Annotated in this window: 26 protein-coding genes; 13 read left to right on the top strand and 13 right to left on the bottom strand. The window is 62.4% G+C overall.

Features of this window, described 5'->3' with window-relative positions:
• The 4 genes from VII69_06670 to VII69_06655 form a co-directional block, all read right to left on the bottom strand.
• Entirely contained in the window at positions 1 to 708 is a 708-nt protein-coding gene (locus VII69_06670) for a hypothetical protein (GenBank protein HEY5094777.1), read from the bottom strand.
• A gap of 133 nt (positions 709 to 841) precedes the next feature.
• The gene (locus VII69_06665) at positions 842 to 1,990 is read right to left on the bottom strand and encodes a hypothetical protein (protein HEY5094776.1); all 1,149 of its coding nucleotides are present in this window, start codon (positions 1,988 to 1,990) and stop codon (positions 842 to 844) included.
• Entirely contained in the window at positions 1,987 to 2,457 is a 471-nt protein-coding gene (locus tag VII69_06660) for a plastocyanin/azurin family copper-binding protein (GenBank protein ID HEY5094775.1), read from the bottom strand. The genes VII69_06665 and VII69_06660 overlap by 4 nt, the downstream gene beginning before the upstream one ends.
• A gap of 54 nt (positions 2,458 to 2,511) precedes the next feature.
• On the bottom strand, positions 2,512 to 3,723 hold the full coding sequence (locus VII69_06655) for a S8 family serine peptidase (GenBank protein ID HEY5094774.1): 1,212 nt from the start codon (positions 3,721 to 3,723) through the stop codon (positions 2,512 to 2,514).
• A 94-nt stretch (positions 3,724 to 3,817) separates the two neighbouring features.
• On the opposite strand from VII69_06655, the gene VII69_06650 reads away from it, so the two are divergent.
• Entirely contained in the window at positions 3,818 to 4,330 is a 513-nt protein-coding gene (locus VII69_06650) for an HhH-GPD-type base excision DNA repair protein (protein HEY5094773.1), read from the top strand.
• A gap of 17 nt (positions 4,331 to 4,347) precedes the next feature.
• On the opposite strand, the gene VII69_06645 is transcribed toward VII69_06650, so the two are convergent.
• Complete coding sequence (locus tag VII69_06645) at positions 4,348 to 5,100, bottom strand: alpha/beta fold hydrolase (protein HEY5094772.1); 753 nt, start codon at positions 5,098 to 5,100, stop codon at positions 4,348 to 4,350.
• A gap of 234 nt (positions 5,101 to 5,334) precedes the next feature.
• Here VII69_06645 and VII69_06640 point away from each other — a divergent pair, with 234 nt between their 5' ends.
• The 3 genes from VII69_06640 to VII69_06630 all read left to right on the top strand — a co-directional run bounded on the left by VII69_06640 (position 5,335) and on the right by VII69_06630 (position 6,744).
• Positions 5,335 to 5,694, top strand: coding sequence for a hypothetical protein (locus VII69_06640; protein ID HEY5094771.1), 360 nt, complete (start codon positions 5,335 to 5,337; stop codon positions 5,692 to 5,694).
• Positions 5,695 to 5,808: 114 nt separating this feature from the next.
• Positions 5,809 to 6,297 (top strand): hypothetical protein, encoded by a 489-nt coding sequence (locus VII69_06635; protein HEY5094770.1) that lies wholly within the window; start codon positions 5,809 to 5,811, stop codon positions 6,295 to 6,297.
• Between the two features lie 69 nt (positions 6,298 to 6,366).
• Complete coding sequence (locus VII69_06630) at positions 6,367 to 6,744, top strand: hypothetical protein (protein HEY5094769.1); 378 nt, start codon at positions 6,367 to 6,369, stop codon at positions 6,742 to 6,744.
• Positions 6,745 to 6,877: 133 nt separating this feature from the next.
• On the opposite strand, the gene VII69_06625 is transcribed toward VII69_06630, so the two are convergent.
• The 4 genes from VII69_06625 to VII69_06610 form a co-directional block, all read right to left on the bottom strand.
• Positions 6,878 to 7,894, bottom strand: a complete 1,017-nt coding sequence (locus tag VII69_06625) for a hypothetical protein (GenBank protein ID HEY5094768.1) — start codon at positions 7,892 to 7,894, stop codon at positions 6,878 to 6,880.
• A 102-nt stretch (positions 7,895 to 7,996) separates the two neighbouring features.
• Positions 7,997 to 8,368 (bottom strand): hypothetical protein, encoded by a 372-nt coding sequence (locus VII69_06620; GenBank protein ID HEY5094767.1) that lies wholly within the window; start codon positions 8,366 to 8,368, stop codon positions 7,997 to 7,999.
• A 53-nt stretch (positions 8,369 to 8,421) separates the two neighbouring features.
• The gene (locus tag VII69_06615) at positions 8,422 to 9,648 is read right to left on the bottom strand and encodes a DUF1501 domain-containing protein (GenBank protein HEY5094766.1); all 1,227 of its coding nucleotides are present in this window, start codon (positions 9,646 to 9,648) and stop codon (positions 8,422 to 8,424) included.
• Positions 9,649 to 9,661: 13 nt separating this feature from the next.
• On the bottom strand, positions 9,662 to 11,140 hold the full coding sequence (locus VII69_06610; GenBank protein HEY5094765.1) for a DUF1800 domain-containing protein: 1,479 nt from the start codon (positions 11,138 to 11,140) through the stop codon (positions 9,662 to 9,664).
• A 96-nt stretch (positions 11,141 to 11,236) separates the two neighbouring features.
• Here VII69_06610 and VII69_06605 point away from each other — a divergent pair, with 96 nt between their 5' ends.
• Positions 11,237 to 12,739, top strand: coding sequence for an NAD(P)/FAD-dependent oxidoreductase (locus tag VII69_06605; protein ID HEY5094764.1), 1,503 nt, complete (start codon positions 11,237 to 11,239; stop codon positions 12,737 to 12,739).
• Positions 12,740 to 12,760: 21 nt separating this feature from the next.
• Complete coding sequence (locus tag VII69_06600) at positions 12,761 to 13,312, top strand: DUF2087 domain-containing protein (protein HEY5094763.1); 552 nt, start codon at positions 12,761 to 12,763, stop codon at positions 13,310 to 13,312.
• A gap of 19 nt (positions 13,313 to 13,331) precedes the next feature.
• Here VII69_06600 and VII69_06595 read toward each other — a convergent pair whose 3' ends face one another.
• Positions 13,332 to 14,918, bottom strand: a complete 1,587-nt coding sequence (locus VII69_06595) for an NAD(P)/FAD-dependent oxidoreductase (GenBank protein HEY5094762.1) — start codon at positions 14,916 to 14,918, stop codon at positions 13,332 to 13,334.
• Positions 14,919 to 15,294: 376 nt separating this feature from the next.
• Between VII69_06595 and VII69_06590 the strand changes: the two genes are divergently transcribed.
• On the top strand, positions 15,295 to 15,576 hold the full coding sequence (locus VII69_06590; GenBank protein ID HEY5094761.1) for a hypothetical protein: 282 nt from the start codon (positions 15,295 to 15,297) through the stop codon (positions 15,574 to 15,576).
• On the opposite strand, the gene VII69_06585 is transcribed toward VII69_06590, so the two are convergent.
• Positions 15,573 to 16,217 carry a hypothetical protein gene (locus VII69_06585; protein ID HEY5094760.1) on the bottom strand — a complete coding sequence of 215 codons (645 nt, stop codon included), beginning with the start codon at positions 16,215 to 16,217 and terminating at the stop codon, positions 15,573 to 15,575. The genes VII69_06590 and VII69_06585 overlap by 4 nt on opposite strands.
• Positions 16,218 to 16,335: 118 nt before the next feature.
• Between VII69_06585 and VII69_06580 the strand changes: the two genes are divergently transcribed.
• Positions 16,336 to 16,695, top strand: coding sequence for a hypothetical protein (locus VII69_06580; GenBank protein HEY5094759.1), 360 nt, complete (start codon positions 16,336 to 16,338; stop codon positions 16,693 to 16,695).
• Here the strand turns inward: VII69_06580 and VII69_06575 are convergent.
• The gene (locus VII69_06575; protein ID HEY5094758.1) at positions 16,667 to 18,454 is read right to left on the bottom strand and encodes a DUF255 domain-containing protein; all 1,788 of its coding nucleotides are present in this window, start codon (positions 18,452 to 18,454) and stop codon (positions 16,667 to 16,669) included. The two genes, VII69_06580 and VII69_06575, sit on opposite strands and share 29 nt — an antisense overlap.
• A 97-nt stretch (positions 18,455 to 18,551) precedes the next feature.
• On the opposite strand from VII69_06575, the gene VII69_06570 reads away from it, so the two are divergent.
• Genes VII69_06570 through VII69_06550 form a run of 5 tightly spaced genes read left to right on the top strand, consistent with a single transcriptional unit; the run spans position 18,552 to position 21,860 of the window.
• Positions 18,552 to 19,319 carry an allophanate hydrolase subunit 1 gene (locus VII69_06570; GenBank protein HEY5094757.1) on the top strand — a complete coding sequence of 256 codons (768 nt, stop codon included), beginning with the start codon at positions 18,552 to 18,554 and terminating at the stop codon, positions 19,317 to 19,319.
• Complete coding sequence (locus VII69_06565) at positions 19,316 to 20,338, top strand: biotin-dependent carboxyltransferase family protein (GenBank protein HEY5094756.1); 1,023 nt, start codon at positions 19,316 to 19,318, stop codon at positions 20,336 to 20,338. Before VII69_06570 ends, VII69_06565 begins: the two co-directional genes overlap by 4 nt.
• On the top strand, positions 20,335 to 21,063 hold the full coding sequence (locus VII69_06560; GenBank protein ID HEY5094755.1) for a 5-oxoprolinase subunit PxpA: 729 nt from the start codon (positions 20,335 to 20,337) through the stop codon (positions 21,061 to 21,063). The genes VII69_06565 and VII69_06560 overlap by 4 nt, the downstream gene beginning before the upstream one ends.
• 24 nt (positions 21,064 to 21,087) lie before the next feature.
• The gene (gene rimP / locus VII69_06555) at positions 21,088 to 21,570 is read left to right on the top strand and encodes a ribosome maturation factor RimP (protein ID HEY5094754.1); all 483 of its coding nucleotides are present in this window, start codon (positions 21,088 to 21,090) and stop codon (positions 21,568 to 21,570) included.
• Entirely contained in the window at positions 21,567 to 21,860 is a 294-nt protein-coding gene (locus VII69_06550; GenBank protein ID HEY5094753.1) for a GNAT family N-acetyltransferase, read from the top strand. The genes rimP and VII69_06550 overlap by 4 nt, the downstream gene beginning before the upstream one ends.
• 116 nt (positions 21,861 to 21,976) lie before the next feature.
• Here VII69_06550 and VII69_06545 read toward each other — a convergent pair whose 3' ends face one another.
• Positions 21,977 to 22,939 (bottom strand): hypothetical protein, encoded by a 963-nt coding sequence (locus VII69_06545; protein HEY5094752.1) that lies wholly within the window; start codon positions 22,937 to 22,939, stop codon positions 21,977 to 21,979.

Genomic DNA, 22,939 nt, shown 5'->3' with positions numbered 1-22,939 from the left:
TCACGGAGTTGAATCGAGCGTGTCGGACACGCGGTCGAAGTGGATGATGGTGGTCACATCGGTGCTTGTCTCAGCGTCGGACCGGTACGCGAGCGATTGGATCTGCCCCGAGATCGGCACGAGCTTCGTGGCCTTGTACGTGATCGAACCTTTCGTCAGCGTGTCCATGGAACGCACGTTGCTGCTCTTGATGATCGTGGTCTCGGCGACCGACGCGATCGGCCCATCGACGTCGCCGATCGTAAACGTCGAATTGACGTCGAGACCCGAACCAGATGCGGTCTGCGTCCACGTTATGCCTTTATCGACGTACCGTCCGCCGAGGAATCCTGGTGAGAAGAACCCCAAGATCGTACGGGATACATCGGTGACTTGAGGATTCGAAAAATTTACCGATCCGTCGGCGCCCACGTTGCCGAAGTACGTGTTGGATGGCGTGCTGCCATCCCAGTGCTCGACGAGGCGAATGCCGAGCGTGTCACCCGCGACCTGCATCACGTCGATGGTCACCGTGCCGTTGTCGCTCGTGACGCCCTCTTTCGAATTGAACGGCGGATTCTGGTGCACGTGCCCGGCGTCGTCGGATACCTGTCCTCCGTACGTCTCCTGGTTGGCATCGAGCCTGTGGGTGTACGAAACTTTATAGACGACCTCGCGTATGGGGTCCGAAGCGGTGAGAGCCGCGGCTAAGATCAAAGCAGGCAGCATGGGCGTTCTCCAGCCGCCGTCGGCTTCGAGCCGACTACAAGAGCGGCCACGAGCAATGAAAATGACGAAGCGGCGGTCCTCTTCCCTTTAGACAGACGGTGCCGCGCGGATGAATTGGCCATCCGCCCCGGCATCACTTTTTTACGAACGGGACCGCGAACAGAATTTGGGCCGACGTGACCGGAGTTGCGCCCGGCCGCCCGAGCGGGCGAACCTGTTCAAGGACAAAACGCGAATGGATCGTGGGCGCGAAGACCCCGTACATGGTGAGGTCGCGCGTGGAGAAGGGGTTGGCCGCCGCGTCGTAGCGGAGAGCCAAATATGAATGCCGGGTGGGCCGGTATTTCAGGTTCAAGAAGCCGCCGCTGAAACCGGCCGGGGTGCCGAAGCCGTCGGAATTCTGGTCGCGCCCCCAAAGCTGCTGCGCTGTGAGGTCGAACCGGTCGGACGACCATTCGGCTTGCACACCGTCTCGATAGTAGATATTGTCGAAGGTGGTCGCGTTCGTGCGCGAGATGAACGTGCGCTCACCATCGAGGCCGAGGACACCGACTTTCAGGCTCGGATCGAGTTGAAATGTTGCGGTGCCGAACAACTCCGGACGCGTGAACGACTGCGCAAGATCGGACGGCGGTGCGGGCGCCCCGTACGCCGCGCCGTGGTACTCGTCGAAAGCGACGACAAGCGACCAGTCTTCCGAGTTATTGCGCTCGCCGATCATGGCGCCGAGCCGAGGCGTGGTGAAGTTCGCGCTGCTATGGCCGACGCTTTCAGTGTAGGCGATCGGCGCGGTGATCGTGTCGTTGCGCTGCGTGACTTGATCGATGGTTTCGAGGCCGAACAGGCCGAGCCGCGCGATGCGGCCGCGATCGTCGACGTGTTGGCCGAACAAGTAATAGAGGCTGCCTGCCGCACCTTGGCTGCCGAAGAGATAGCGGGTGAAATACGAGTATTCGTCGTTGTGCCCGAAGTTCGAGGTGCTGATGAGCACGAGCAGATTGTTGAATCGCCGAGTCTGTGACGGCAGTAGATCCTTGGTCCACGTGTTTTGGAAGCGGATCGCGAACGGGAAGTCGTGGTGCGTGGGGACTTTCGGCAACCGGTAGCCGGCCTTGCGGAACGCGTTTCCAAATGCGTTGAGATCCGGAACCGCGGTGTGGCATTGCGCGCACGAAAACCCGTAGCGCTCGGCGAAAATCGGGACCGCCTGCGCCGGTCGGGCGGAAAGCGCGGCGAGGAAGGCGACGGCGAGCATGGCGGCGAGCGTCGAACGTGCGGTCATTGGACTACGATGACTCCGCGCATCGGCGTGGCGTAGTGATAGAAGCATCCGAAGTAGTACGTGCCCGGCGTGTTCGCCGAGAACGTCTGCGACGCGGTGTTGCCTTGCAGGCTCCCGCTCGACCAATTTGCGTCGGCAAGATCCTTGCCGCTTTGCGTGAGCGCCGAGTTCGAGAACGGATCGCCGCTTGGGAACCCGCTCGTGCCGACGCTGCTGGCCGTGTGCGAGAAAGTGTCGTCGTTGACGAACTGCACGGTCGAGCCGTGCTGGATGGTGACCACGTTCGGGCTATAACCGGCGACCTCGCCGTACGGCGACGACTGCTTCGCGTACTTGATCAGGCTGACGTGGATGATAGTGGCTTTGCCGGATATGCCGGCACCTGCAGGAGCGCTGACGGCGCCCGGCGTGCAAGCCGCCGAACCAAACGTCAGCATGAGCAGCGCTGCCCAATATATTCTATTCATTGGCAGATGGTACGTACGCGCGGTGAAATGATTATGAAAAACAACATCGTCACGTCAGAACGCCCCCACGCCGTGAGGGGTTCCGTTGCCGGTGGAACCTGTATAGCCTTGACTATCCCGGCAGGCGTTCGCACATGAATGGCTCGTGAAGCCGCGCACGGTGAAGAGATCCTTGAGATTGTTATAACTGTGCTGGCCAAAATGAAGCGTGCTCGAGTTTCCCGCAAGCGCGTACACGCCTGCGATGATCGGACTCGATACGCTCGTGCCGCCGAACACGGCGAACTGATTCCGAAAGACGACCGTGACACCGGTGTTCGGATCCGCCACTGCGCCGACGTCGCCCGACGCTCGCATCGCGCATCCCGTGTTCACTTGCCACGAAGGTTTTGGGTACACAGCGCTGCATTGCGGGCTGACTCCACTCCAGATCGCGTCCGTCCATCCGCGCCGGTTGTGCGCGCGTATGAGCGTTGTGCCGCCCACTGCCGTGACGTCAGGCGAAGATCCCGGAAACGAGACGTTCACGCCGTTGTCGCCGATGCTTGCCGTGATCATATGACCGGGGTGGAAGTAGTGTCTTTCAAACATCCTGCTTCCGATCTCCGAAGATCCGAAGCTCGTGCTGATCGCATTGGCGCCGAGCCTCGCGGCTGTGTCCACCGACTTGCCGAGACTCTTGTTCGACGCGTCGTCTGCTTCGACAAGCAAGATATGGCAATTGGGGCAGACGGCGGATACCATGTCGAGATCGAGTGAGATCTCGGCGGCCCAGCCGGAGTCTTGGCCAGGCAGCGGCTGCGGATCGCCGCGTTGGTTCACTTTCGAAAAACATCCGTTCGCCGTCGTGCAATCCGGCAGACTGAAATGACTGCGATAGATCTGCAGATCGGATTCCGCCGTCGAATCGTCGTATGCATCGACGACTGCGACGGTTTGACCAGAGCCCGCGGTGACCGACGGCAGCTTATAGGCCGCCTGCAAGTCGCTCGGCCCATACCCCGACTGGTCGGGAAAAGTCCTGGCGAACGCGTCGGTCCGCACGAGCGAAAAACATCGCGCGAATCCATCGGGCACTGCGCCGCAATTCGCGCGCACGCTGGCGACCCGGCGCGACGGCCCGGACGGAGCGGAATAACGAACGAGCGATTTGTCTTGACCGGATGCGCCGGCAGGATGTGGCACGGCACCGGTGGTGAGGTGGTCGCAGGATGCCAAAACTACGGCCAACGCCACCAGCGACAACGGACGAAGTTTTCGGTTCATCACTTGACCCTCCGATTTTCGAAGGATTGTCGAGAGACGCACGCGTTGCCTCTTGAACAAAAGGTCGGCGCAGCGTCTTCTCTAAAGCTCCGCTATGCGCAAACCGAACTATCCGTTCACGGCTAACGAAAAAGCCAACGCGCTGCTCGCCGGGAGCGGCACCGCGCTGCTGATCGGTCTGTGTCTGGAGCAGCAAGTGCCTTCGCAAAAAGCCTTGGCTGGGCCGTTCGTCTTGCGAGAGCGGATCGGCCATCTCGACGCGCGCAAGATCGCGTCCATGCGTCCGGTTGATCTCGATAAGGCCTTCCGCGAGAAGCCCGCTATCCATCGCTTTCCGGGAATGATGGCGAAGCGGGTGCAGCAGCTATGCCGAATCATCGCCGACGACTACGGCAACCGCGGCGAACGCGTCTGGGAAAAGGTGACGAAGGCGCCCGAACTATTCGACCGGCTGCTCGCACTGCCGGGCTTCGGAAAGGAGAAGGCCGCATGCGGCGTGCGCATTCTCGCATCGTTTGGCGGCCGCAAGACTGCCGGCTGGGAGGCATACGCATCCGCCGAAGCCATGCCGTGGATATACAAGAATGGCAAGCGCGTCGATTCGTGACACAACGAAGTCGATCGTTACTTGGTGCGCGCCAATAACGAGAAGAGAGCATCGGTTACGCTGCTGGGCCGCGCGAATGTGGGGATATGGGCGGCGCCTTCAATTTCAGTGAACGTCGCACCGGGAATTTCCGCCGCCATCGCGCGAGCCTCGTCCGCACCGACGATTGGATCGCGCTCACCGCGGATCACGGTGACGGGTACCTCTAGCGGTTTCAACTGCGGCCCCGCATCCGGCCGCCCGGCCATGGCGACCAAAGCGCCGACGATGCCATCGCCGGTCGCATCGTCGAGCATCGCCGTTGCGGACGCGAGCGCCGCAGGATATGCCCCGAGCTCAATGGCCAAATCCTCGCGAGCGGCGTTTATGAAAAATGCCGGGCCTTCGCGAGCCACACGTGCGGCGTCGGCGAGACGCGCCGCTCTGCGCTCCGCCGTGTCCGGCACGGCGCGGGAGTCGACCAGCGCAAGGCCTCGTATGAAGTCGGGCGCCGCCCGGTGGATGGCAAAGGCGAGATAACCTCCGAGCGAGCAGCCCGCGATCGTCGCGCCTGTCACGCCTTGAATTCGCAATTGGGCGAGCAGATCGAGAGCCCACGCGTCTAAGCTCGGCGCGTCGATCCACGGGGGCGCACCGCCGAATCCCGGCATATCGACTGAGATCACGCGGTGTGACGTGGATAACGCCTCTACTTGCGCGTCCCACATCCTCGCGTCGAACGGGAATGCATGTAACAAAAGTACGGCCGGACCGGATCCGCGATCGTGCATTCGCCAGCGGTACGCCATAAACGCCTCTAGTCCACGCGGCGATATGACATATTACCACATGGGCAGGCTTCGATTTCGAACGACAACGCGTACTCTTGCGTTTCGCGTCCGCAAGCCGTGCAGCGGTAAGTACCTGGACCGGCTAGTTGGCCCACCACAGCGATATCGTCATCCATTGCGCCGCTTCAGTTATCTGAACCGTCACAAAATCACTGCCGGCCTAGTCCTAATACCATGCAAGACGCAGTCGACCAACTTCTCGAAGGCCTGTTGAACACACAGGAAAAACCGTCGCCGGACGCATGGAATCGTTTCGGCGAGCACGGCGATTCGCAAATCCAATGCCCGTTGTTCAAGACCGATACGATGTGCTCGGCTTGCTGCGAGCACTTCACGCGTGATCTATTCGATGGTGAAGGAGCGGGCATCGAGGCCGCTTTCGACGACGCGTACACACGTTTTCGTTTGACCGCGCGGCGCGAAGTGAGCCGGCCCGTTTTCCGGCATTTGGCGGCATACGCATGCCGGCGCTGCCCGAACAATCCGATGCGCGGTGTTGCCGCGCACGACACCGAGGTCGAGAAAAAAGACTGACCGCACGGCATCATCATTCATTCATCCATGAAACCCGCGGCGCCGCGGGTTTCATGCTTTCCGTACGCGAACGGCCACGCCACGGTTCAGGGCCTCGCGTTGTGGAAGGACGTCATGAAGCGATCATACATTGCGAGCGCGACTGCGATTGTCGCGATCATCATCTGTTCCGCCGGCGCCGCGCAGGCGTGGGGTCTCAAAGGCCACATGATCATCGGCACCGCGGCGGTGGCGCACATGCCTTCCGATCTTCCGGCATTCATGCAGACCAAGGAGGCCAAAGACGAAATCGTCTATCTGCAGACGGAAGAGGATCGTCTGAAGATCGGTTCCGGCTCCGATCGCGCATGGGCACGCGAATGGTCCACCGATCATTATCTCGACGTCGGCGATGACGGGTTGGTGGCCGGCGTGGTCTCGCTAGACGCGCTGCCGGCGACGCGCGACGACTTCATCAAGACGTTATGGCAAGCACCGAAGTCCGTCGACGCATACAACGTCGGTTTTGTGCCTTACGCGATGCTCGAAGGTTACGAACAAGTACGCGCCGATCTTGCGCTTTGGCGGATCGCGCCGGCAGACGAGAAGCCCGAGCGCGCTTGACTCGCCGTCCACGATATCGGCCTATTCGCACACTTCGTCGGCGACGGCAGCCAACCGCTGCATATCACCGTGCATTTCAACGGGTGGGGCGACTATCCCAATCCTGCGGGCTATACGGCGAGCCGGACGTTTCACGCCGACTACGAAGAGAGATTTGTGGACGATCATATTTCAGCGGCCGATGTCATTCCGCTTGTGGGTCCGGCTGCGACGTTGTCCGATGTGCCGCTGGCCGAAATCGGCCGCTACCTCGCTAACACCAATGCTCAAGTCGTTCCGCTCTACGAGCTCGCAAAGCGCGGAGCGATGGCTTCAAATCCGCCGGCCGACGCGCAAGCGGCCCTGATCAAACTGACCGCGACGCAACTGGCAGCGGCGGCCACCATGCTCGACTCACTCGTGGACACTGCGTGGCGCGCAAGCGCCGCCCTCAAAGAAGACGACTGATCTGTGGGGCCGGCCTTTATTGCCGGCCAAAAAAAAACGGGGAAAGCGATGCTTGCCCTAGTACTAGGGTGAGCAACGCTCACCCAAAAACTGGGCAAGCGATGCTTGCCCTCCTACAATCAAAAGGCACAGTTCAGAGCGGCTCCGGCCGGTCGACGGCGACGCCCACCGGGTCGCCGCCCGATGTCGAAACGGTGCCGCTCAGGACGCATGGATGGCCGTGGCCGCCGCCTGCTGGATACTTGAATTCACTCACGACCCCACGAAACGTATCGACGACGAAGATATGATGTTGCGAGAAGTTCAGGTCGATTCCACTCGGCGCATGGCCGCCGAACGAGCAACTGCCGGAGGGGCTGCCGAATGACGGCGGAGTGTAGGTTAGAGCCCGACCGCCGCCTGAGCCGCCCGGATCATCGAGCACGATGTGCTCGTCGCCAACCGAACGTATGCCGCCGGGGCCCCTGAATATCGCGTCCGTGTTGGTGAACGAGCCGCACACGCCTTTCACGCATTTGCCCACCGACAGAGCGGGACTGTCGTCGACGAAATAGACGGTGCCGTCTTTTTGGATTGTCAAGGTGTAGATAATATGCCCGTCCGCGTTCGGGTAGTTGCCCACAAAAGCTCCGGTTGACTTCTTCCAAACGGAGATCGACCCTGACGAGCAATCGCGGCCGAAGTAATTCGACGCGAAGACGAAGCCGTCATCGGAGACCGTCGCGTCACCCGGAACTTCGTCGCCGCACGTTCGGTCGATATAGACTCTGAACGGAGCCGTGTCACCTCTATGGAACGCCTTGACACTTGGAAATGGAGGGCCATACGGCACATATAGATTTCCCGACTTCACCGACAACGCTTGCGGGCTTGTCGATCCGCTGATAATCCCGCACGGGCCCTGTCCGGCAAGATCGCCGGCGAAGATGTTGATTGAGTTGTCGTTGTCGTCGGCTACGTATACGAGAATGCCAGTGGACGGGCAAGCATTATAGCTCGCACCGTGGTAGCCGGCTTTGGGTTGCCGGCGCTGCACGTGATCGTTTGGCGTCGACAGTTTCGGCGAGATCGCTGCACTGTTGGAGCAGCCGGTGAACATCGTGAACGCCAGCGCCGCACTGAAGGCGAACGTTCGAGTGAGGAATCGCATGGCGACTTGTGCGCGCCGGTTGCGATACTTACCTCCGGAAGACGCTGACTGGAAATAGAAATGAGCTGCGGCCGGTGTGATCCGCAGCTCATATGAGTTGCCCTAAATAGGGCGCGTGGTGGATTGTGGTTCCGGGTGTTTCGATTCGTAATCTTCGGCCGCCAGCATCTGTGTGCGGGCTTGCTGCAGCAGATCGAGCGCGGTTTCGCGGTGGCCACCGTAGTCGTGCTCGTCGTGTTGGAGTTCGTCGATGACGCGCTCCAGATGTTTGCGAATCCGAGTGATGTTGCGGTTGCTGTGGTTTTGACCGCGCTCCCAGCCAGATGAGGTGGGTCGCGGTTGCGGTTGGCCCGGCGGCGGCGTGACAACCGGCGGCGGCACCCCAACCGACGGCGCGGCAGCGGCCGCTATACCTGTGGCCGCCATGGCCGCCGCGACGCCGATCGCGGCCGTCAGAAATCCTTTGCGCTCCATAAGTTGACAGTATCCTTTCCTATGGGCAAGCGATGCTTGCCCTACTACAGTAATCATGAGACGAACGAGAGCGTGGGGAACGCGCTCCCCAACACGGGTGTGGACGATACGCCGAGCCAGCGCTCGAGCAGCGTCGCGTAGACCGACCGGAAGTCGGTATGCCACTTGAGATTCCCGAAATCGAGATCGGTGAGGCTGGGATGATCGCCGTAGACCCCGCCCTTCACGCCGCCACCGACGATGAACATCGGTGCCGCCGTTCCGTGATCGGTGCCGCGGTTCGCATTCTCTTCCACTCGTCGCCCGAATTCAGAAAAGGTCATGGTGACGACGCGGTCGTCGGATTTGTGCACGGCGAGATCGGCATAAAACGCTTTCATGCCTCCCGCGAATTGTGCGAGCAGCGAGTCCTGTCGCTGGCGCTGATTGACGTGCGTGTCGAACGAGCCCAAGCTGATATAGAATACTTTGGTGCCGAGCCCGGCGTTGACGATGGCCGAGATCAGGTTGAGGCCCTGACCGAACGGCGTCTTCGGAAACTCGACGGCCGGCTTATAGCCCGCGACAAGTTGCGGCAATTGCAGCGACGCTGCATGCGCATCGTGTTCGACGTCCTGCACGAGTGAGAGGTACGGGCTTTCAAACGGATACAAATCGGCCGCGCCGTTGAGGATCATGTCGGCTTGACGCTGTTCGTCGCGCTTGCCGTTGAAGCCGAACGTGCGGAGATCGGCGATGGCAGGCACGTCGGTCTTGTCGGCGATCATCATCTTCGGCAGCACGGGGCCGATGGCGACGCCCTTGAACAAATTGTTGGCGGGCAGTTGCGCATCATCGAGATAGCGGCCCGCCCAGCCGTCGGTGACGTAGCGGTCCGGCGCGGCGGTCTGCCAGATCTCGGTGGAACGGAAATGCGAGAGAATGGGGTTCGGGTAGTGAACGCCTTGCAAAATGGCGAGACGCTGTGCGTCGAACAGCTCTTTGAGGTCCGCGAGATTCGGATTCAGGCCGAGGTCGGCGTCGAGTTTCACAATTTCGCTCTGCGCGACGCCGATGGATGGGCGGGCGCGATAGTAGTTGGGGTCGGCGTAGGGAATCACGGTGTTCAGCCCGTCGTTTCCACCCTGAAGATTGACGACCACCAAGCAGCGCCCGGCGGACGACCCGGCGGTGTACACTCCGCTCGCGGCTCGCGCAGCGCGCGAGAAGATCGAGTCGACCGCAAGAAAGCCCGCGAACGCGCCGACGCTTTGAACGATGAACTGCCGTCTTGAACCCATGTCGGTCTTCCCTTTACGCCAATTGATACGACGGCAATGCCATCGCCAAACTCATCGCCCCGCGGATTTTTTCGTCGATATTCTCACCATTGAGGGTGACGGGATTCCCGACGCCGTCGGTCTGCAGATAGCTGATGACCTCGCCCCGTTGCGATAGCGTGGCGTCGCCTTGCACGGTGAGCCACAAGACGCGGTCGGCCACAGCGGCCCCATCGGTCATCGCAACGCCGCCGAGCCAGTCGGTGGATGACGCCATGCTCATGGCAGGGCCGGGGGCCGCCGCTCCTGTCGTGCCTGCATTAGGTCCCACCGTTTTGGCTGGCCGATTCATGTTGATGACCCTGTTGACGAAGTTGAGGCGTGCCAGCACGGTGCTTTGGTTGAGCCATTGAGCGCCGCCCGGCCACCCGGCCACATTCGGCGGATGCATGGGGATCTGGCCCATGGCGGCGATGGCGCCGTCGATGGGCGTGATGACCGCCGTTGCGCCGAGCGTCTTCAACGTGCCGATCGCGACTTCGAGGGGGCTCTTGACCAGCGCGCGATATGCGCGCGGCGAATAGAAGACGTTGGAGCGGAGCAACGTGTTCATGAGCGCGCGGACGTCGTAGCCGCTGGAACTGAACTGATCCGCCGCGGCCGCGACGAGTTCCGGTTCCGGGTCGTCGTAGACGAACGCTTGCAAAATTTTGTGCGCCACGAACCGCCCGGCGGCCGGTTGTCGCAGGATGATGTCGATGATGTCGTCGCCGTTGAAGGTGCCGGTCTGGCCGAGAAACGTCTTCGTGCCGTCGTCGTGCAGGCGCGGAACGAAGCGCGCTTCTCCGGTGGCCCGGTTCACCGTCCAGCCGGTGAAGGCGCGGGCGCTCTCACGGACGTCGTCCTCGCTGTAGTTGCCGACGCCGAGCGTGAACAGTTCCATCAACTCGCGCGCGAAATTCTCGTTGGGCCGCTTCTTGTTGTTCTGCGCGCCGTTGAGGTAGTAGAGCATGGCCGGATCGCTCGCTACTTCATGGGTGAGATCGCTGAATTTGCCGAGCGCGAACTTGCGGAACAAATCGTATTGATTGACGAGCATGGTGGGAGTGGCGCCGCCCCCGACCGCGCTGGTGAAGTGGTTGCTCCAAAAAGCGACCATGCGCTCCTGCAGCGGATTTGCAGTTTGAAGCAAGCGATTGAGAAACCAGAGCTGCATGGCGATGTTCGCCGCGCGCTGCTTTGCCGGAGGAACACCCTTGCCGTACGAGAGATCGGCGTCCGGTGATTGCGGAAGATCGTCCGGACCGAAGTTGATGAGCTTGTCGACCGCAGCGTTCATGCTCGAGGCGGAAGCGCGATCGATCTCGGCGGACGAACCCCCAAAGCCCGCTCGCCGGAGGAGATGGGCGGCGAGCTTCGGGGTCCACGCACCCGCGTAGGGAGAGAGCGCCGACGCCGGATCCAGGGATCCGGTGGGACGATATTGCGAAACCGTCGATTGGTCAGCGCTCATAGCTCTATCTTACTTGTTCGGTGGTGAGGAACTCTTGAATCAGGCGTGAGAGTTTGGTGAGAATGGCCGCAGCGATGCGCCGCAGAAGGGCCGCTCATGCACTACGATGCCGTGATCATCGGCGCCGGACACAACGGGTTGGTTGCCGCTGCCTATCTGGCGCGCGCCGGCAGGCGCGTGTGCGTGCTCGAAAGCCACGAAGTGATCGGGGGCGCATCGGTGAGCGAGCATCCGTGGCCGGGCTGGACGGTGTCGGCCGCATCGTACGTGTGCAGCTTGTTGCATCCGGACATCATCTCCGATCTCGATCTGCCGTCTCACGGTTACACGGCCTATCGTAAAGCTGCGGCATCGTTCACGCCGCTCGTCGACGGCCGAAGCCTGCTCTTGACCCGCGACGACGAAGCAAACGCCCGCGAGATCGCTGCGTTCAATAAACGCGACGTCGACGGATATCGTTCGCTTGAGGCCGAGCGCAGCCGCCTGGGCCGGCTGATCTTCGACGCGATGAACGACGACGCGCCGTCATTTGAAAAATTCGACGCGGACTCACGATCGATGTTCGAGGCTTCAGCAGCCGATTTCGTCGAGCGCTACGTGGAAACACCGGTGCTGCAGGCGGAGTCCGTCAACGATGGGCTGATCGGCACGTATGCAGGGCCGCGCACACCCGGCACCGGCTACGTCTTGGCGCATCACAACGCCGGCCGCGCGCTCGGCGTGCAAGGCGCCTGGGGTTTCGTGCGCGGCGGGATGGGCGCCATCGCGCGTGCCATCGCGTCGGCGGCAGCGGCGGCGGGGGCCGAGATCCGCTGTTCGGCGCGAGCGGCGCACGTCTTGGTCCGCGACGGCCGCGCATACGGCGTGGCGCTCGAAGATGGCACGGAGTTTCTCGCAACGGCGGTGCTCTCAAACGCCGATCCCAAGACCACGTTCTTGCACTTGACTCCGCCCGATGCAGTGGACGATGCGTTCTTGCAGCGCGTGCGCGGCTGGTCGTGCACCGGCGTCGCGCTCAAAGTGAATTTCGCGCTGGGCGAGTTGCCGGACTACACGTGCAGGCCCGGAACGAATGCGCAGCCGCATCACAGCGCCACGATACACGTCGCCGATTCCATCGGCTATCTGCAGACGGCGTACGAAGACGCCCGAGGCGGAAGCGTTTCGCGCGCGCCGTTGATCGAGTGCTACATGCAATCGCCCACCGACGACAGCATCGCCCCGCCCGGAAAGCACCTCTTATCGGTGTTCGCGCAGTATTTCCCGTACGACCGCGGCGACGGTCCATGGACGAGCGCGCAACGCAACATGGCCGCGGACGGCATCATCGCCTCGCTTGCGCGATTCGCCCCCAATCTGCCCGGCGCGGTGGAAGCTCGCCAAATATTCGCGGCGCCCGATTTGGAGCAGCGCTTCGGGCTGTCGGGCGGCCACATCTTCCATGGCGAGCTCTTGCCGGGTCAAATATTTGAGAAGCGCTTCGCGTCGCGCACGCCGCTGCAAGGATTGTATCTCTGTGGGTCGGGCGCGCACCCGGGCGGATGCGTCACCGGGTCGCCCGGTTATCGCGCGGCGCGCGCGGTATTGGCCGATGCGTAGCCTTCCGGAAATCGGACTGTGATGGAAAACGCCGGCGTTCCCGCGGCGATGAAGGCGCTCGCCAACGAAACGCGTCTGAAGCTCGTCGGGCTCTTGGCGCTCGAACCGCGGAGCCAAGCCGCGCTTGCCGAAATATTGAGCACGCAGCCCGAAAAGCTCACCCGTCATCTCTATTTGCTGGCGCAGGCCGGGATCATCGTCGAGCAGCGCGCCGGCACCGGGCGCGTTTGGCGCCTCGACACCGTCTGGCTGCAGCCCGAAGGTGACGTCGTGCCGCTTCTCAGGCGTCCTCCGCCGCAGGCGGCGGTCGCCGACATGGACGCACACGAGGCCAAGACGCTTGCCGCGTTCGTGCGCGACGGACGGCTCGTGCGCATCCCGGTGGTCGCCAGCAAACAAACCGTGGTGCTGCGCTGGCTCGCCGATCAATTCGACCGCGACGCCACCTATCCCGAACACGACCTGAACGCGGCGTTAGCGCAAGTGCATCCCGACTTCGCGACGTTGCGGCGAATGCTCGTCGACCATCGCTTTATGGCTCGTCAGAACGGGATCTACCGCCGCATAAAATAGCGGTGAGCGGCGATGAACGCTAGCCCTTGAGCATCTCGCGCGCTGCGTTCCAGCCCGACGCCCCCATCACGCCGCCGCCAGGGTGCGCGGCCGCGCCGCAGATGAACAATCCCTTGACCGGTGTGCGATAGCCGGCGAAACCCGGCACCGGACGGAACATGAACAACTGGTTTAGGCCCATCGACCCCTGGAAGATGTTGCCGCCGGTGAGACTGAAAGTCTTTTCCAAGTCGAGCGGAGTGAGCACTTGTTTTGCGAGCACCGATGACTTGAAACCTGGCGCATGCTGTTCGACGATGTTGAAGCAGCGGTCAGCGAATTCGCCGCGGCGCGCGTCGTTCCACTCGCCTTCCTTGAGCGCGTACGGCGCATACTGACAGAACATCGACATGAGGTGCTGACCGGGAGGCGCCACGGTTGGATCGACCGACGATGGGATGGTGCACTCGACGATTGGGTTCGTGGACATCGCGCCGTACTTCGCCTCGTCGTATGCGCGCTCGATGAAGTCCTGATCCGGGCAAAGGTGAATCGTGCCGCGATGCTGCGGTCCGGCGGCGCTGCCCGGGCACGCGGTGAAATTCGGCAGCGCTGAAAGCGCGACGTTGATCTTGACGGACGCGCTGCTGTAATCGATCCGGTCGACCGCGGCGGCGAAGTCGGGCGGCAAGTCTTTCGGATCCATGAATTTCGTGAACGTGAGCCGGCAATCCACATTGCTGGCCACTCGAGCCGCGTGAAATTCATCGCCGTTGGTCAGTGCGACGCCCGTGACGGCGTTGTTCTTCATGATGATGCGCGCGACTTCGGCTTCGGTGCGGATCTCGACGCCGAGATCCTTGGCCGCTTTGGCAAGCGCTTGCGTGAGGCCGCCCATGCCGCCTTTCACGTAGCTCCACACGCCTCGTTTGCCGTTGGTTTCGCCCATCACGTGGTGGAACAGCACGTATGCCGTACCGGGCATCGACGGAGATGCGAATGCCCCGATGATCGCGTCGGTGGCGAGCGTCGCCTTCAATTCCTCGGATTCGAACCAGCGGTCGAGGATCGGGCGGGCGGGGCCGGTGAGCACTTCGATGGCTTCGCTCATCGCCGGGCCGAGTTTTTGCATGGCGCGTCCCATCGGCGCCATGCGCAACAAGTCGCCGAGGCCGGGGTGGACGAGATTCGGGGGTTTGAGTATGAGCGTCGGCTCGACGACCGATGCCACTCGCTCCAACATCTGCTCGTATTTCGGGAAATTCTGCGCGTCTTTGGCGCTGAACTTTCCGATCTCGCGCACGTTCATTTCGTGGTCGGGGCCGAGCATGAGATAGCGTCCGTCTGCAAACGGCGAGAATGATGACGGGTCGCGCTCGACGATGTCGTAGCCGTAGTCTTTGAGCCGTAGATCGCGGATGATCTCCGGCCGAAACAGACTGTTGACGTAGGCGGCCGTGGAAACTTTATAACCCGGGAAGATGTTCTCTTCCGTGACGCATGCGCCGCCGACGATATAGCGGCGCTCCAGCACCAGAACTTTCCAATTGGCGCGCGCGAGATAGCAGGCCGCCACAAGTCCGTTGTGGCCCCCGCCGATGATGATCGCGTCGTACTTGACGGCCATGGCACCTCGCAAAGTCCCGATATGGCAATAGACAAACGCATCAGCCACTATGATGTTGGATTGAATATTACCGCGCGCGACTTCGACTCCTCGTCGAGCGATCGCCGCCCGCGGATGCATCCTCCGCAGCGACCCCCGATTGATTCGGCGGTTCGCGCGGCAGAGCTGCCGAAGACCGAGCGTCGTGCCGGTGCCCCCGCCCAATCCCATGCGGCCGTTAGGCGCGATGCGCGCCGCGACATTTGTCCAAATGGGCGGAATATCCGATCTCGCCGGTCGCGCTCGACTGAAACTTCCGCCGCTCTAGCGGGTATACTGAAGCATGAGCATAGTGAGTCTATTTAGCCGCGCCCGGATATTGCTAGACGTTCCGCGCATGGCGAAGCTTCTATTGGGGCTGTACCGCGATCCGCGAGTGCCGGCGTGGTTAAAGATCGGGGGCGCGGCGGCGGCCGTGCTCATCATTTCGCCGCTCGACATCTTTTCCGACATCCCGCTGCTCGGGCCGATCGACGATATCGCGCTGCTGATCATGCTCGCGCAGTTCCTCATCAACGTGAGCCCGCCGGCCGTGGTCGCGGAGCTGAACGGCATGGGGCAACGGATTCCGGGCGCATGGATGGCGCGCGGCGTGAAAAACGTGACGCCGGCGGACTAGCTGATGCGTTCGAAGAGGAAGACTCGCTTGAGCGAGCTCTTACTCTTGTAGGATTCCACGAAACGGAAACCGTTTTCGTGCTCCAAATTGAGCGCCGCTTCGACTTTGGCGGCCGACGAAGTGAAAATTTCGAGTGTCATATATTGCGGGTTGACTGGCGGTTCGCTCAAGACGCCCGCGGTCGCTCTTTGAATGAGGCGTTCAATCGCAGCGATCAACGCCGATGCCACCGGTTCGCCGGCGATGAACAACTTCGATCCCACGCGCTCGATCGGAAGCCGTCCGGCGGATGGATCGATCAATGCAAGCGTCCGTCGATCTTTCGATCGCACGATAGAAAATTTGAGATTGCGATATGCGACGTCGATGGCTTGGCTTCCGTCGGGCAATGCCAAACGGTCGGTTTCAGTGAGTTGTGAATCGACGGCGAGACCATCATTGAGCTCCGCCAATTCTTCGGCTAAAACATTTTGCACGATGCGCCACGCGAAGTCCGCACTCTCTCGCGGACTACGCGTCTTCTCTCCATCATCGGAGAATTCGCGCATGCGATCGCGAATGGCTTGACGCGTATCCGAAAGTGACAGTTCTGCGCGCAATTCTTGAAGCACCGCATCGCCTCCAAAATGAAACCGAATCACCGATCGAAAATTAATCGAGAGACCGGGATTCTCGCATCGGTCGTCAATAATCCTCGCGACGACGAAACTAAATCTTTGATAAATGTGACTGGCTTTCAATCGCGGAATGTAGCGGCCCATGCCTCCGTCTGGGACGCATCCGAATCTTGGCCGCTTTATCGCTGCATCCCTCAGCGCGATGTGGGCAGCAATCGGCTTCGCGTCGGCGATCGGCGCCGGGCTGGCCGAGGGGGCAAGCGCCAACGCCGTATCAGGGTTGCTGTCCAACGTGTTGCTCGGCGCGGCTGCCACACTTGCGTACCTCAATGCCAAGCATTGGCGCGCGGCAGTGGTGATATCAGTGGGATTGGTGACGTTGCAACGCTATGCGGCCGTCATCGGTTACGGGGGCGCCACGTACGCGGTGATCGCGGCGACGCTCGCACTCGTGGGGATCGTGGGTTCGACGCTTATCGGCGTGAAGCTAAAGCGTCGTTGAATGCGGCAGCGTCGGACGTGCGCGCGTAGCACGACTTCTCTCTGCAAATGTAGGCGACTGCTGCACCGTCCGTAGACGGGACGTATCCAAGCCGTTCGAGCCGGGCGGCATCGGACGCGATCGAAGGATTGATGGAATTGATGCGCAGAGCGGGCGCGGTGATGCGCAGCGCCGCTTCGCGCAGCCCCGTCGTGCCCGCGGGAGTGCCGACGATGATCACGTTGTCGGGCGGATCCAACGCGTCAAGCGCGGCCGAGCCATAGCCGGCGGCGAAAACCTCGTACCGGCGGTACTCTTCGCGAAACCGACCGAGCACCGCGCGAGCGCGCTGGTCCCATTTCTCTTCACCGGTCACGGCGGCAAGCGCGATCAACGTCTGCGCCATGAGGGAGTTATCATTGAATGGAATTGCGGCGCTGGATAGACGTCCGGGCTCGCGCCCTCCAGGGGGCCGATCGCGGTAACCGCCTTCTTCGGGATCGAAGAGCTCGTCAGATGCCGTTATTATGTCAACGGCGCGTTCAAGCCAGATCGACTCACCGGTGACCGCGTGCGCGGCCAGCGCGGCGGAGGCGGACCAGACCTGATCGCCGAGCAAGCCCCGAAGGTGGCCGCGGCCGTCGAAGTAACGGCACATGAGTCCGTCTTGAAGCAGATTCGACCACAACGACTCCAAGACGGTCAATCCGCGACTGCGCCATTCGGCCGCGTCAGCGCCGAACGGGACTAGAAGCGGTCCCGAAAGCAGCAGCGCTCGCGCGGTTTCCGCGTTCCAGGACGTATAGATCGTAGGATCGACGTACGGCGCGACAAGTCCAGACCTTCCGGCCGCATCGAGCGAATAGTAGATCTCGTCGGCATCCTGGCTGCCGCCGTAGGCGCCGAACTTCGATTGCCATAGGTGTTCGTCGAGATAACGTCTGACATCGATCGCGAGGCTGCTGAGATCCGCTTGACCGAACGCCGCGCCGGCGCGCGCGCACGCGAGCAGAAGTCCGCCGAGATCCTCGAGCATCTTCTCGAAGTGCGGCACGCTGTAGTCGCGCGTGGTGGAATATCGGTAGAACCCACCCTCGACGTGGTCGTACATGCCGGCGCCGGCCATGCCGCGCAGTGTTTTCACAACGATGGTTTCGGCGCGCTCGTCGCGCGTCCGCGACCACCAATCGAGCAAGAAATGAAGCGTGCCGGTCTGCGGGAACTTTTGTTCGTTTCCAAAGCCGCCATAGTCCGCGTCGAAATGTTCGTCCAGCATTGAGAAGACGAGAGCGGGGGTGTTGCGGTCGATCGGACCAGAGTCCACGGTCTTTGGGCGGCGCGCTCGTTCCGCTCTGACCTCGGCGACGCGTTCGGCGAGTTCGAGACGGTTGTCGGGCTCGGCGAAAAAGCGCTCGATTTGGCTCAACAGCCGATGCATCGCGTCGGGTGGGATATATGTTCCGCCATGCACGATTTCACCGTCGGCGGTGAGTATCGCGGTCGTCGGCCAACCGCCCATATTGTAGCGGGCATTCACATCTGGGCGACGGTCGTTGTCGACGCGGACCGGGACGAATCGCTCGTTGATCAGATCGATCACGGCGTCGGTCGAGTACGTGGTTTCGTCCATCACATGGCACCAATGGCACCACACAGCGGAAATGGCGAGAAGAACCGGCTTGGCTTCCTCCGCCGATTCGGCGAACGGCGCTTCGCCCCACTCGCGCCAGCGGATTTCAGCCGCGCGGTTTGGGCGTGGGGAAAAGTGGAAGTCGGCCAAGGCTCATCAACCTTTCGCGATATTGTGACGCCGACGCGGTTCGGTGCGGGTGAGCGTAATTACTTGGCGCCGGCCATTGCGCATTGAACGGACGGTCATGCGCCGCGCGGCCGATGCGTTAGGAAGTATGGTGCCGCTGGGCGAAACGCTGCGCATCGTGATGACAACTTCGTTCAGACCGCTGGGGGACTTGGGAGTCTTGGTCGACCTCGGCGACGGCGACAACGCAGACCTCGCGGTGAAGGCGATGGAGCTAGCCGGCTCATTGCGCTTAGCACTTGGAAGCGCGGCACACGACGTGGTGCCGGCGTATAGGTCGGTGTTCGTGCGATTCGATCCGTTGACGACTTCGCCGGCGCGGCAACTAATGCTCGTCAGCGAGGCCGTGAACCAGGTCGCGATCGATTTTTCGCCACCGGAGGAAATCCGGCAGCCGCGCGCGCGACGCATCACGCTCGGCGTTTGTTTCGGCGGCCAAAACGGCATCGACTTCGAACAGACGGCGCACGACCTCGGCATGCGCGAGAGGCGCATGCGCGATTTGATCTGTCAACCGGAATACCGGGTCGCGTTCTTGGGCTTTCTCGCGGGTTTTCCGTATTTGTTGGGTCTGCCTGAAGCGTTTGCCGGCGCACGCCGCTTGACGTCGCCCCGTCCGCGCGTGCCTGCCGGCAGCGTCGCGATCGCTGCCGGACAGTGCGGCGTCTATCCGCGAACTGCAAGCGGCGGCTGGCGGCTCCTGGGGCTCACTGCCGCCACGCTCTTCGATCCCGAGCGCGATCCGGCCGCGCTGATGCGCCCCGGCGACACCGTTATTTTCGAGCCGAGAGACCGGCTCGCCGATGCGATCGCGGACATCGCGTGAAGAACAAGGTGGAGAACGGGCTCACCTCGCGCCGCACGGTGCGCGCTATCGAAGCCGGCATGCTCACGTGCGTGCAGGATCTTGGCCGTCGCGGCGCAGGCTGGATGGGCGTGTCGCCGTGCGGTGCTGCGGATTGGTATTCGGCGCGCGCCGCCAACAGGCTCGTTGGCAATGACGACGGCCGAGCGCTGATCGAGACGACTCTTTCCGGCACGACGTTGAAGATTTCGTCCGATGCCATCGTGGCGGTGAGCGGGGCGGATGCGCCGCTCGCGATCGGCGAGCGCGTCTGCGAGCCCTGGGTGGCGCACGCCGCGCCGGCGGGCAGCTTGATCGTGGTCGGAGCGGCGCGGCGAGGGTTGAGGTCCTACATCGCGTTAGACGGCGGCTTGCGCGTGCCCGAGGTGTTCGGAAGTTCGAGCACCGACGTGACTTCCGGATTCGGCGGCCGCATTCTCGAGCGAGGCGACGAGTTCGAACTTGGCCCCGACGCGAAGCGGACCGCTTCGCTTGTGGGGCGACGGCTCCCGAGTCTGCGACTGCCGACCGACGCATTGCTGCGGGTGTTGCCCGGACTTGACGGCCGCCTCACGCCGTCGCTGCTTTCCAACACGTATACGGTCAGCGCACGTTCATCCCGCCAGGCGATGATGCTGGACGGCGGACGCGACGGGTCGGCCGGCGCGCCGTCGGACATCGTTTCGTTCGGCGTGACGGCTGGCTGCGTGCAGATCGCAAGCGACGGAGCTCCGATGGTGCTGCTCGTCGAGCACCAGACGACAGGCGGCTACGCCGTCGCCGCGTGCGTCATCTACGCCGATCTGCCCATTGTCGCGCAGCTGCGGCCCGGCGCGCGGGTGCGCTTCGAGATGGTCAGCGTAGAAGAGTCTGAGGCGGCGTTGGCAGAGCGGGTCAGCTCGCTATCCGGAACCGGCGCCGGTCCGCAAGCCTCGACCGTGCGCGACAACGGCTTTGCGGAGCGCCTGACGCAGGGTTTTTTCGAAGGAGTCGAGGGATGAAGCCGGCGTCGCACATCGATCTCAATTGCGATATGGGCGAGCTGCCTGGCCCGAGGGGCCGCGCCTCCGACGAGGAGTTGCTCGCGCTCGTCACTTCCGCCAACGTCGCGTGCGGCGGCCACGCCGGCGACGCGGCGTCAATGGAAGCCACGGTTCTCGCGGCGGCCGCGCGAGGCGTATCGGTCGGAGCGCATCCGTCGTACGCGGACCGCGCGAACTTCGGCCGCCGGTCGCGCGCGCAATCACCTGGCGACGCAGCTGCCGCACTGATCGGTCAGTTGACCGCATTTCGCGAAATTGCGAATACGTGCGACGTATCATTAAGACATGTGAAGCCGCACGGAGCGCTGTACAACGATGCTGCCGTCGACTGGTCTATAGCGACCGCGGTCGCCGGCGCTGTGGCGACGTTCAATGCTTCGCTCGTGCTGGTGGGCCTGGCCGGATCGCTGCTGCTCGATGCAGGGCGCGCCGCCGGTTTGCAAGTGGCGGCTGAGGGGTTCTGCGATCGAGCGTACGAGACCGATGGCACTTTACGCGCCCGCGCATTGCCCGGCGCGGTGTTCGACGACCCGGAGCTTGCCGCACGGCAGGCCGTCCGGCTCGCGCAGCGCGGCGACATCGACACGCTATGCATCCACGGCGACACGGAGGCGGCGGTGCCCATCGCCCGCGCGGTCCGCGCGGCGCTTGGCGACGCTGTGATCCGCATCGCGAAGCTGTGAGGCTGGAGGACGAACGTGAACGTTATGCGAGACGACCGTCAACGCATCGAGACCATCGTCGAGATCGTCGTCGCGGACTTCGCAGGCGTCGAGCTCGTGAGGCGGCTCGTCGTGCGCGAGCGCGGCGGCTATTCACTTCGAATCATGCTCGACCGCGAGGGCGGCGTGTCGACCGAGCTCTGCGAAGCGGTGAGCAAGTCCATCGCGATGCGCATCGACGCGCTGTCAGACCCGGCACCGGATTACGATCTCGAGGTGGCGTCGGCCGGATTGGACAGGCCGCTTTTCACCGCATCACATTTCCGCCGCTTTGCCGGCCGCAAGGCGAAGATCGTGACCTCGCAGCCCGTAGGGAACCGTGTGGAGTTCAGCGGACCCATCGTGACCGCCGATGAGATCGCGGTCGTCATCGATGATCCGCATGCCGGAGCCACGCCGGTGCCGCTCGCGGCGATCAAGCGCGCTAACCTGATCTACGATGCGAGTGCAGACTTCAAGAGAAAATGACTACGATCGAAAAACGACGCATCGTCGTTGACGGAGAAGTGGTCGGATGCATTTCGAGCTTTCAGCGCTTCGGCTATGCTGAAATCAGCTATTGGATTGACAAGCGGCATTGGGGAAAAGGCATCGCCACGAAAGCGCTCGCGGAGTATCTACTTGAGGTGAAGGAGCGGCCGATCTATGCGCGCGCTGGGAAAGACAACATGGGTTCCATTCGCGTATTGGAAAAATGCGGCTTCAAACGTGCCGGCACCCCAACGACTGAAGAGCTCATCTTCGTCCTCGACCAATGATTCGCCGTAGGAGGGTGACCTGTACTAGGACAAGCATCGCTTGCCCAAAAAATGGGTGAGCGCTGCTCACCCTAGTACGGCTTGCCGTCCTATCACAATCGAATAATCGGGTCAGGTTACGACCAGTGGGTCAACAGCGCTTGGCGCATGGCTTCCGGCTCGGACCACGCCGATTTTGCGATGCGTTCGCACATATGCGGCCGTCCGCTCGCGCGCATGCGCGCGAAAGCCGCGGCGAGGAGCGGCACGAGCGTCTGCAAGAGCGTCGGCGCCTGAGGCCCTGCCAAACCCGGGCAAACGCGATCGGCGACCGTCGCGGAATCCGAAGCGGCGGCGATGATATCGGCGGCGCGGAACAACAGCGATTGGCGCAGCTCGGCTATCACGTGCGCGATATTCATGGCCGGAGGCAAGAGCCTCTCAGCGGCCGTCGATTTTAGCGGCCTCCCGGCGCTCATGGGTGAGATGTAGAGGCTCTCCGGATCGAGCATCACATCTGTGACGATGCGAGGCACCGGACCGCGGCCAGACGTGCGGTTGCGCCAGGTTGCTCGCAAGAACAGCGTACATCCGATCTCGGCGAGGAAAGCCAAGGCGGCGCGATCGTTGCGCCCGATCTGAGCGCACGTCTCCAACAATTTTGCAGCGAGACGCTTGGCAAGCGCGCGTTCGCCGTCGAGGCCGATCTGCACGGGCACGTTCGGCAGCGCGCGCAATTCGCACTCGCTTGCGGAGAAGAACGCGGCCACGCCCGCTTCGATGAAGTCGAGTACTTTTGTCGCAGGGACATCGGCCATTCCGGTAGCGCACAGATAAAATGCCAGTCTCTCGAGCGATGCCGGTTGTCCGAGGCGAAGTTCGAGATCGAGGATGGCGCGAAATCTTTTGAGATCGGCGACGCCGATCAAGATGAGATGCGGCGACGGCCCGGTGGAGCGGCGCAAAAGTCCGGCGTCGACGAAGCGCGCCCAGGTCGCGGCGTCCGCACGATAGCCGGCCGAGGCCAACCCTTCGAGTGCGACGTCGAGTGTGTAGGTCGGTTCGGCAGAAGCCGTCAACGAATTTTTTGCGAGGGCCAT

The organism is Candidatus Eremiobacteraceae bacterium (assembly GCA_036511855.1).
Classification (GTDB): domain Bacteria; phylum Vulcanimicrobiota; class Vulcanimicrobiia; order Eremiobacterales; family Eremiobacteraceae; genus JABCYQ01.
This window is presented reverse-complemented; position numbering and strand designations above follow the sequence as displayed.

Bases quoted from the DNA above. Each gene is read 5' to 3' on its own strand.
- VII69_06670 (HEY5094777.1), bottom strand. From the start codon at position 708: ATGCTGCCTGCTTTGATCTTAGCCGCGGCTCTCACCGCTTCGGACCCC.
- VII69_06665 (HEY5094776.1), bottom strand. From the start codon at position 1,990: ATGACCGCACGTTCGACGCTCGCCGCCATGCTCGCCGTCGCCTTCCTC.
- VII69_06660 (HEY5094775.1), bottom strand. From the start codon at position 2,457: ATGAATAGAATATATTGGGCAGCGCTGCTCATGCTGACGTTTGGTTCG.
- VII69_06655 (HEY5094774.1), bottom strand. From the start codon at position 3,723: ATGAACCGAAAACTTCGTCCGTTGTCGCTGGTGGCGTTGGCCGTAGTT.
- VII69_06650 (HEY5094773.1), top strand. From the start codon at position 3,818: ATGCGCAAACCGAACTATCCGTTCACGGCTAACGAAAAAGCCAACGCG.
- VII69_06645 (HEY5094772.1), bottom strand. From the start codon at position 5,100: ATGCACGATCGCGGATCCGGTCCGGCCGTACTTTTGTTACATGCATTC.
- VII69_06640 (HEY5094771.1), top strand. From the start codon at position 5,335: ATGCAAGACGCAGTCGACCAACTTCTCGAAGGCCTGTTGAACACACAG.
- VII69_06635 (HEY5094770.1), top strand. From the start codon at position 5,809: ATGAAGCGATCATACATTGCGAGCGCGACTGCGATTGTCGCGATCATC.
- VII69_06625 (HEY5094768.1), bottom strand. From the start codon at position 7,894: ATGCGATTCCTCACTCGAACGTTCGCCTTCAGTGCGGCGCTGGCGTTC.
- VII69_06620 (HEY5094767.1), bottom strand. From the start codon at position 8,368: ATGGAGCGCAAAGGATTTCTGACGGCCGCGATCGGCGTCGCGGCGGCC.
- VII69_06615 (HEY5094766.1), bottom strand. From the start codon at position 9,648: ATGGGTTCAAGACGGCAGTTCATCGTTCAAAGCGTCGGCGCGTTCGCG.
- VII69_06610 (HEY5094765.1), bottom strand. From the start codon at position 11,140: ATGAGCGCTGACCAATCGACGGTTTCGCAATATCGTCCCACCGGATCC.
- VII69_06605 (HEY5094764.1), top strand. From the start codon at position 11,237: ATGCACTACGATGCCGTGATCATCGGCGCCGGACACAACGGGTTGGTT.
- VII69_06600 (HEY5094763.1), top strand. From the start codon at position 12,761: ATGGAAAACGCCGGCGTTCCCGCGGCGATGAAGGCGCTCGCCAACGAA.
- VII69_06595 (HEY5094762.1), bottom strand. From the start codon at position 14,918: ATGGCCGTCAAGTACGACGCGATCATCATCGGCGGGGGCCACAACGGA.
- VII69_06590 (HEY5094761.1), top strand. From the start codon at position 15,295: ATGGCGAAGCTTCTATTGGGGCTGTACCGCGATCCGCGAGTGCCGGCG.
- VII69_06580 (HEY5094759.1), top strand. From the start codon at position 16,336: ATGCCTCCGTCTGGGACGCATCCGAATCTTGGCCGCTTTATCGCTGCA.
- VII69_06570 (HEY5094757.1), top strand. From the start codon at position 18,552: ATGCGCCGCGCGGCCGATGCGTTAGGAAGTATGGTGCCGCTGGGCGAA.
- VII69_06560 (HEY5094755.1), top strand. From the start codon at position 20,335: ATGAAGCCGGCGTCGCACATCGATCTCAATTGCGATATGGGCGAGCTG.
- rimP (HEY5094754.1), top strand. From the start codon at position 21,088: ATGCGAGACGACCGTCAACGCATCGAGACCATCGTCGAGATCGTCGTC.
- VII69_06550 (HEY5094753.1), top strand. From the start codon at position 21,567: ATGACTACGATCGAAAAACGACGCATCGTCGTTGACGGAGAAGTGGTC.
- VII69_06545 (HEY5094752.1), bottom strand. From the start codon at position 22,939: ATGGCCCTCGCAAAAAATTCGTTGACGGCTTCTGCCGAACCGACCTAC.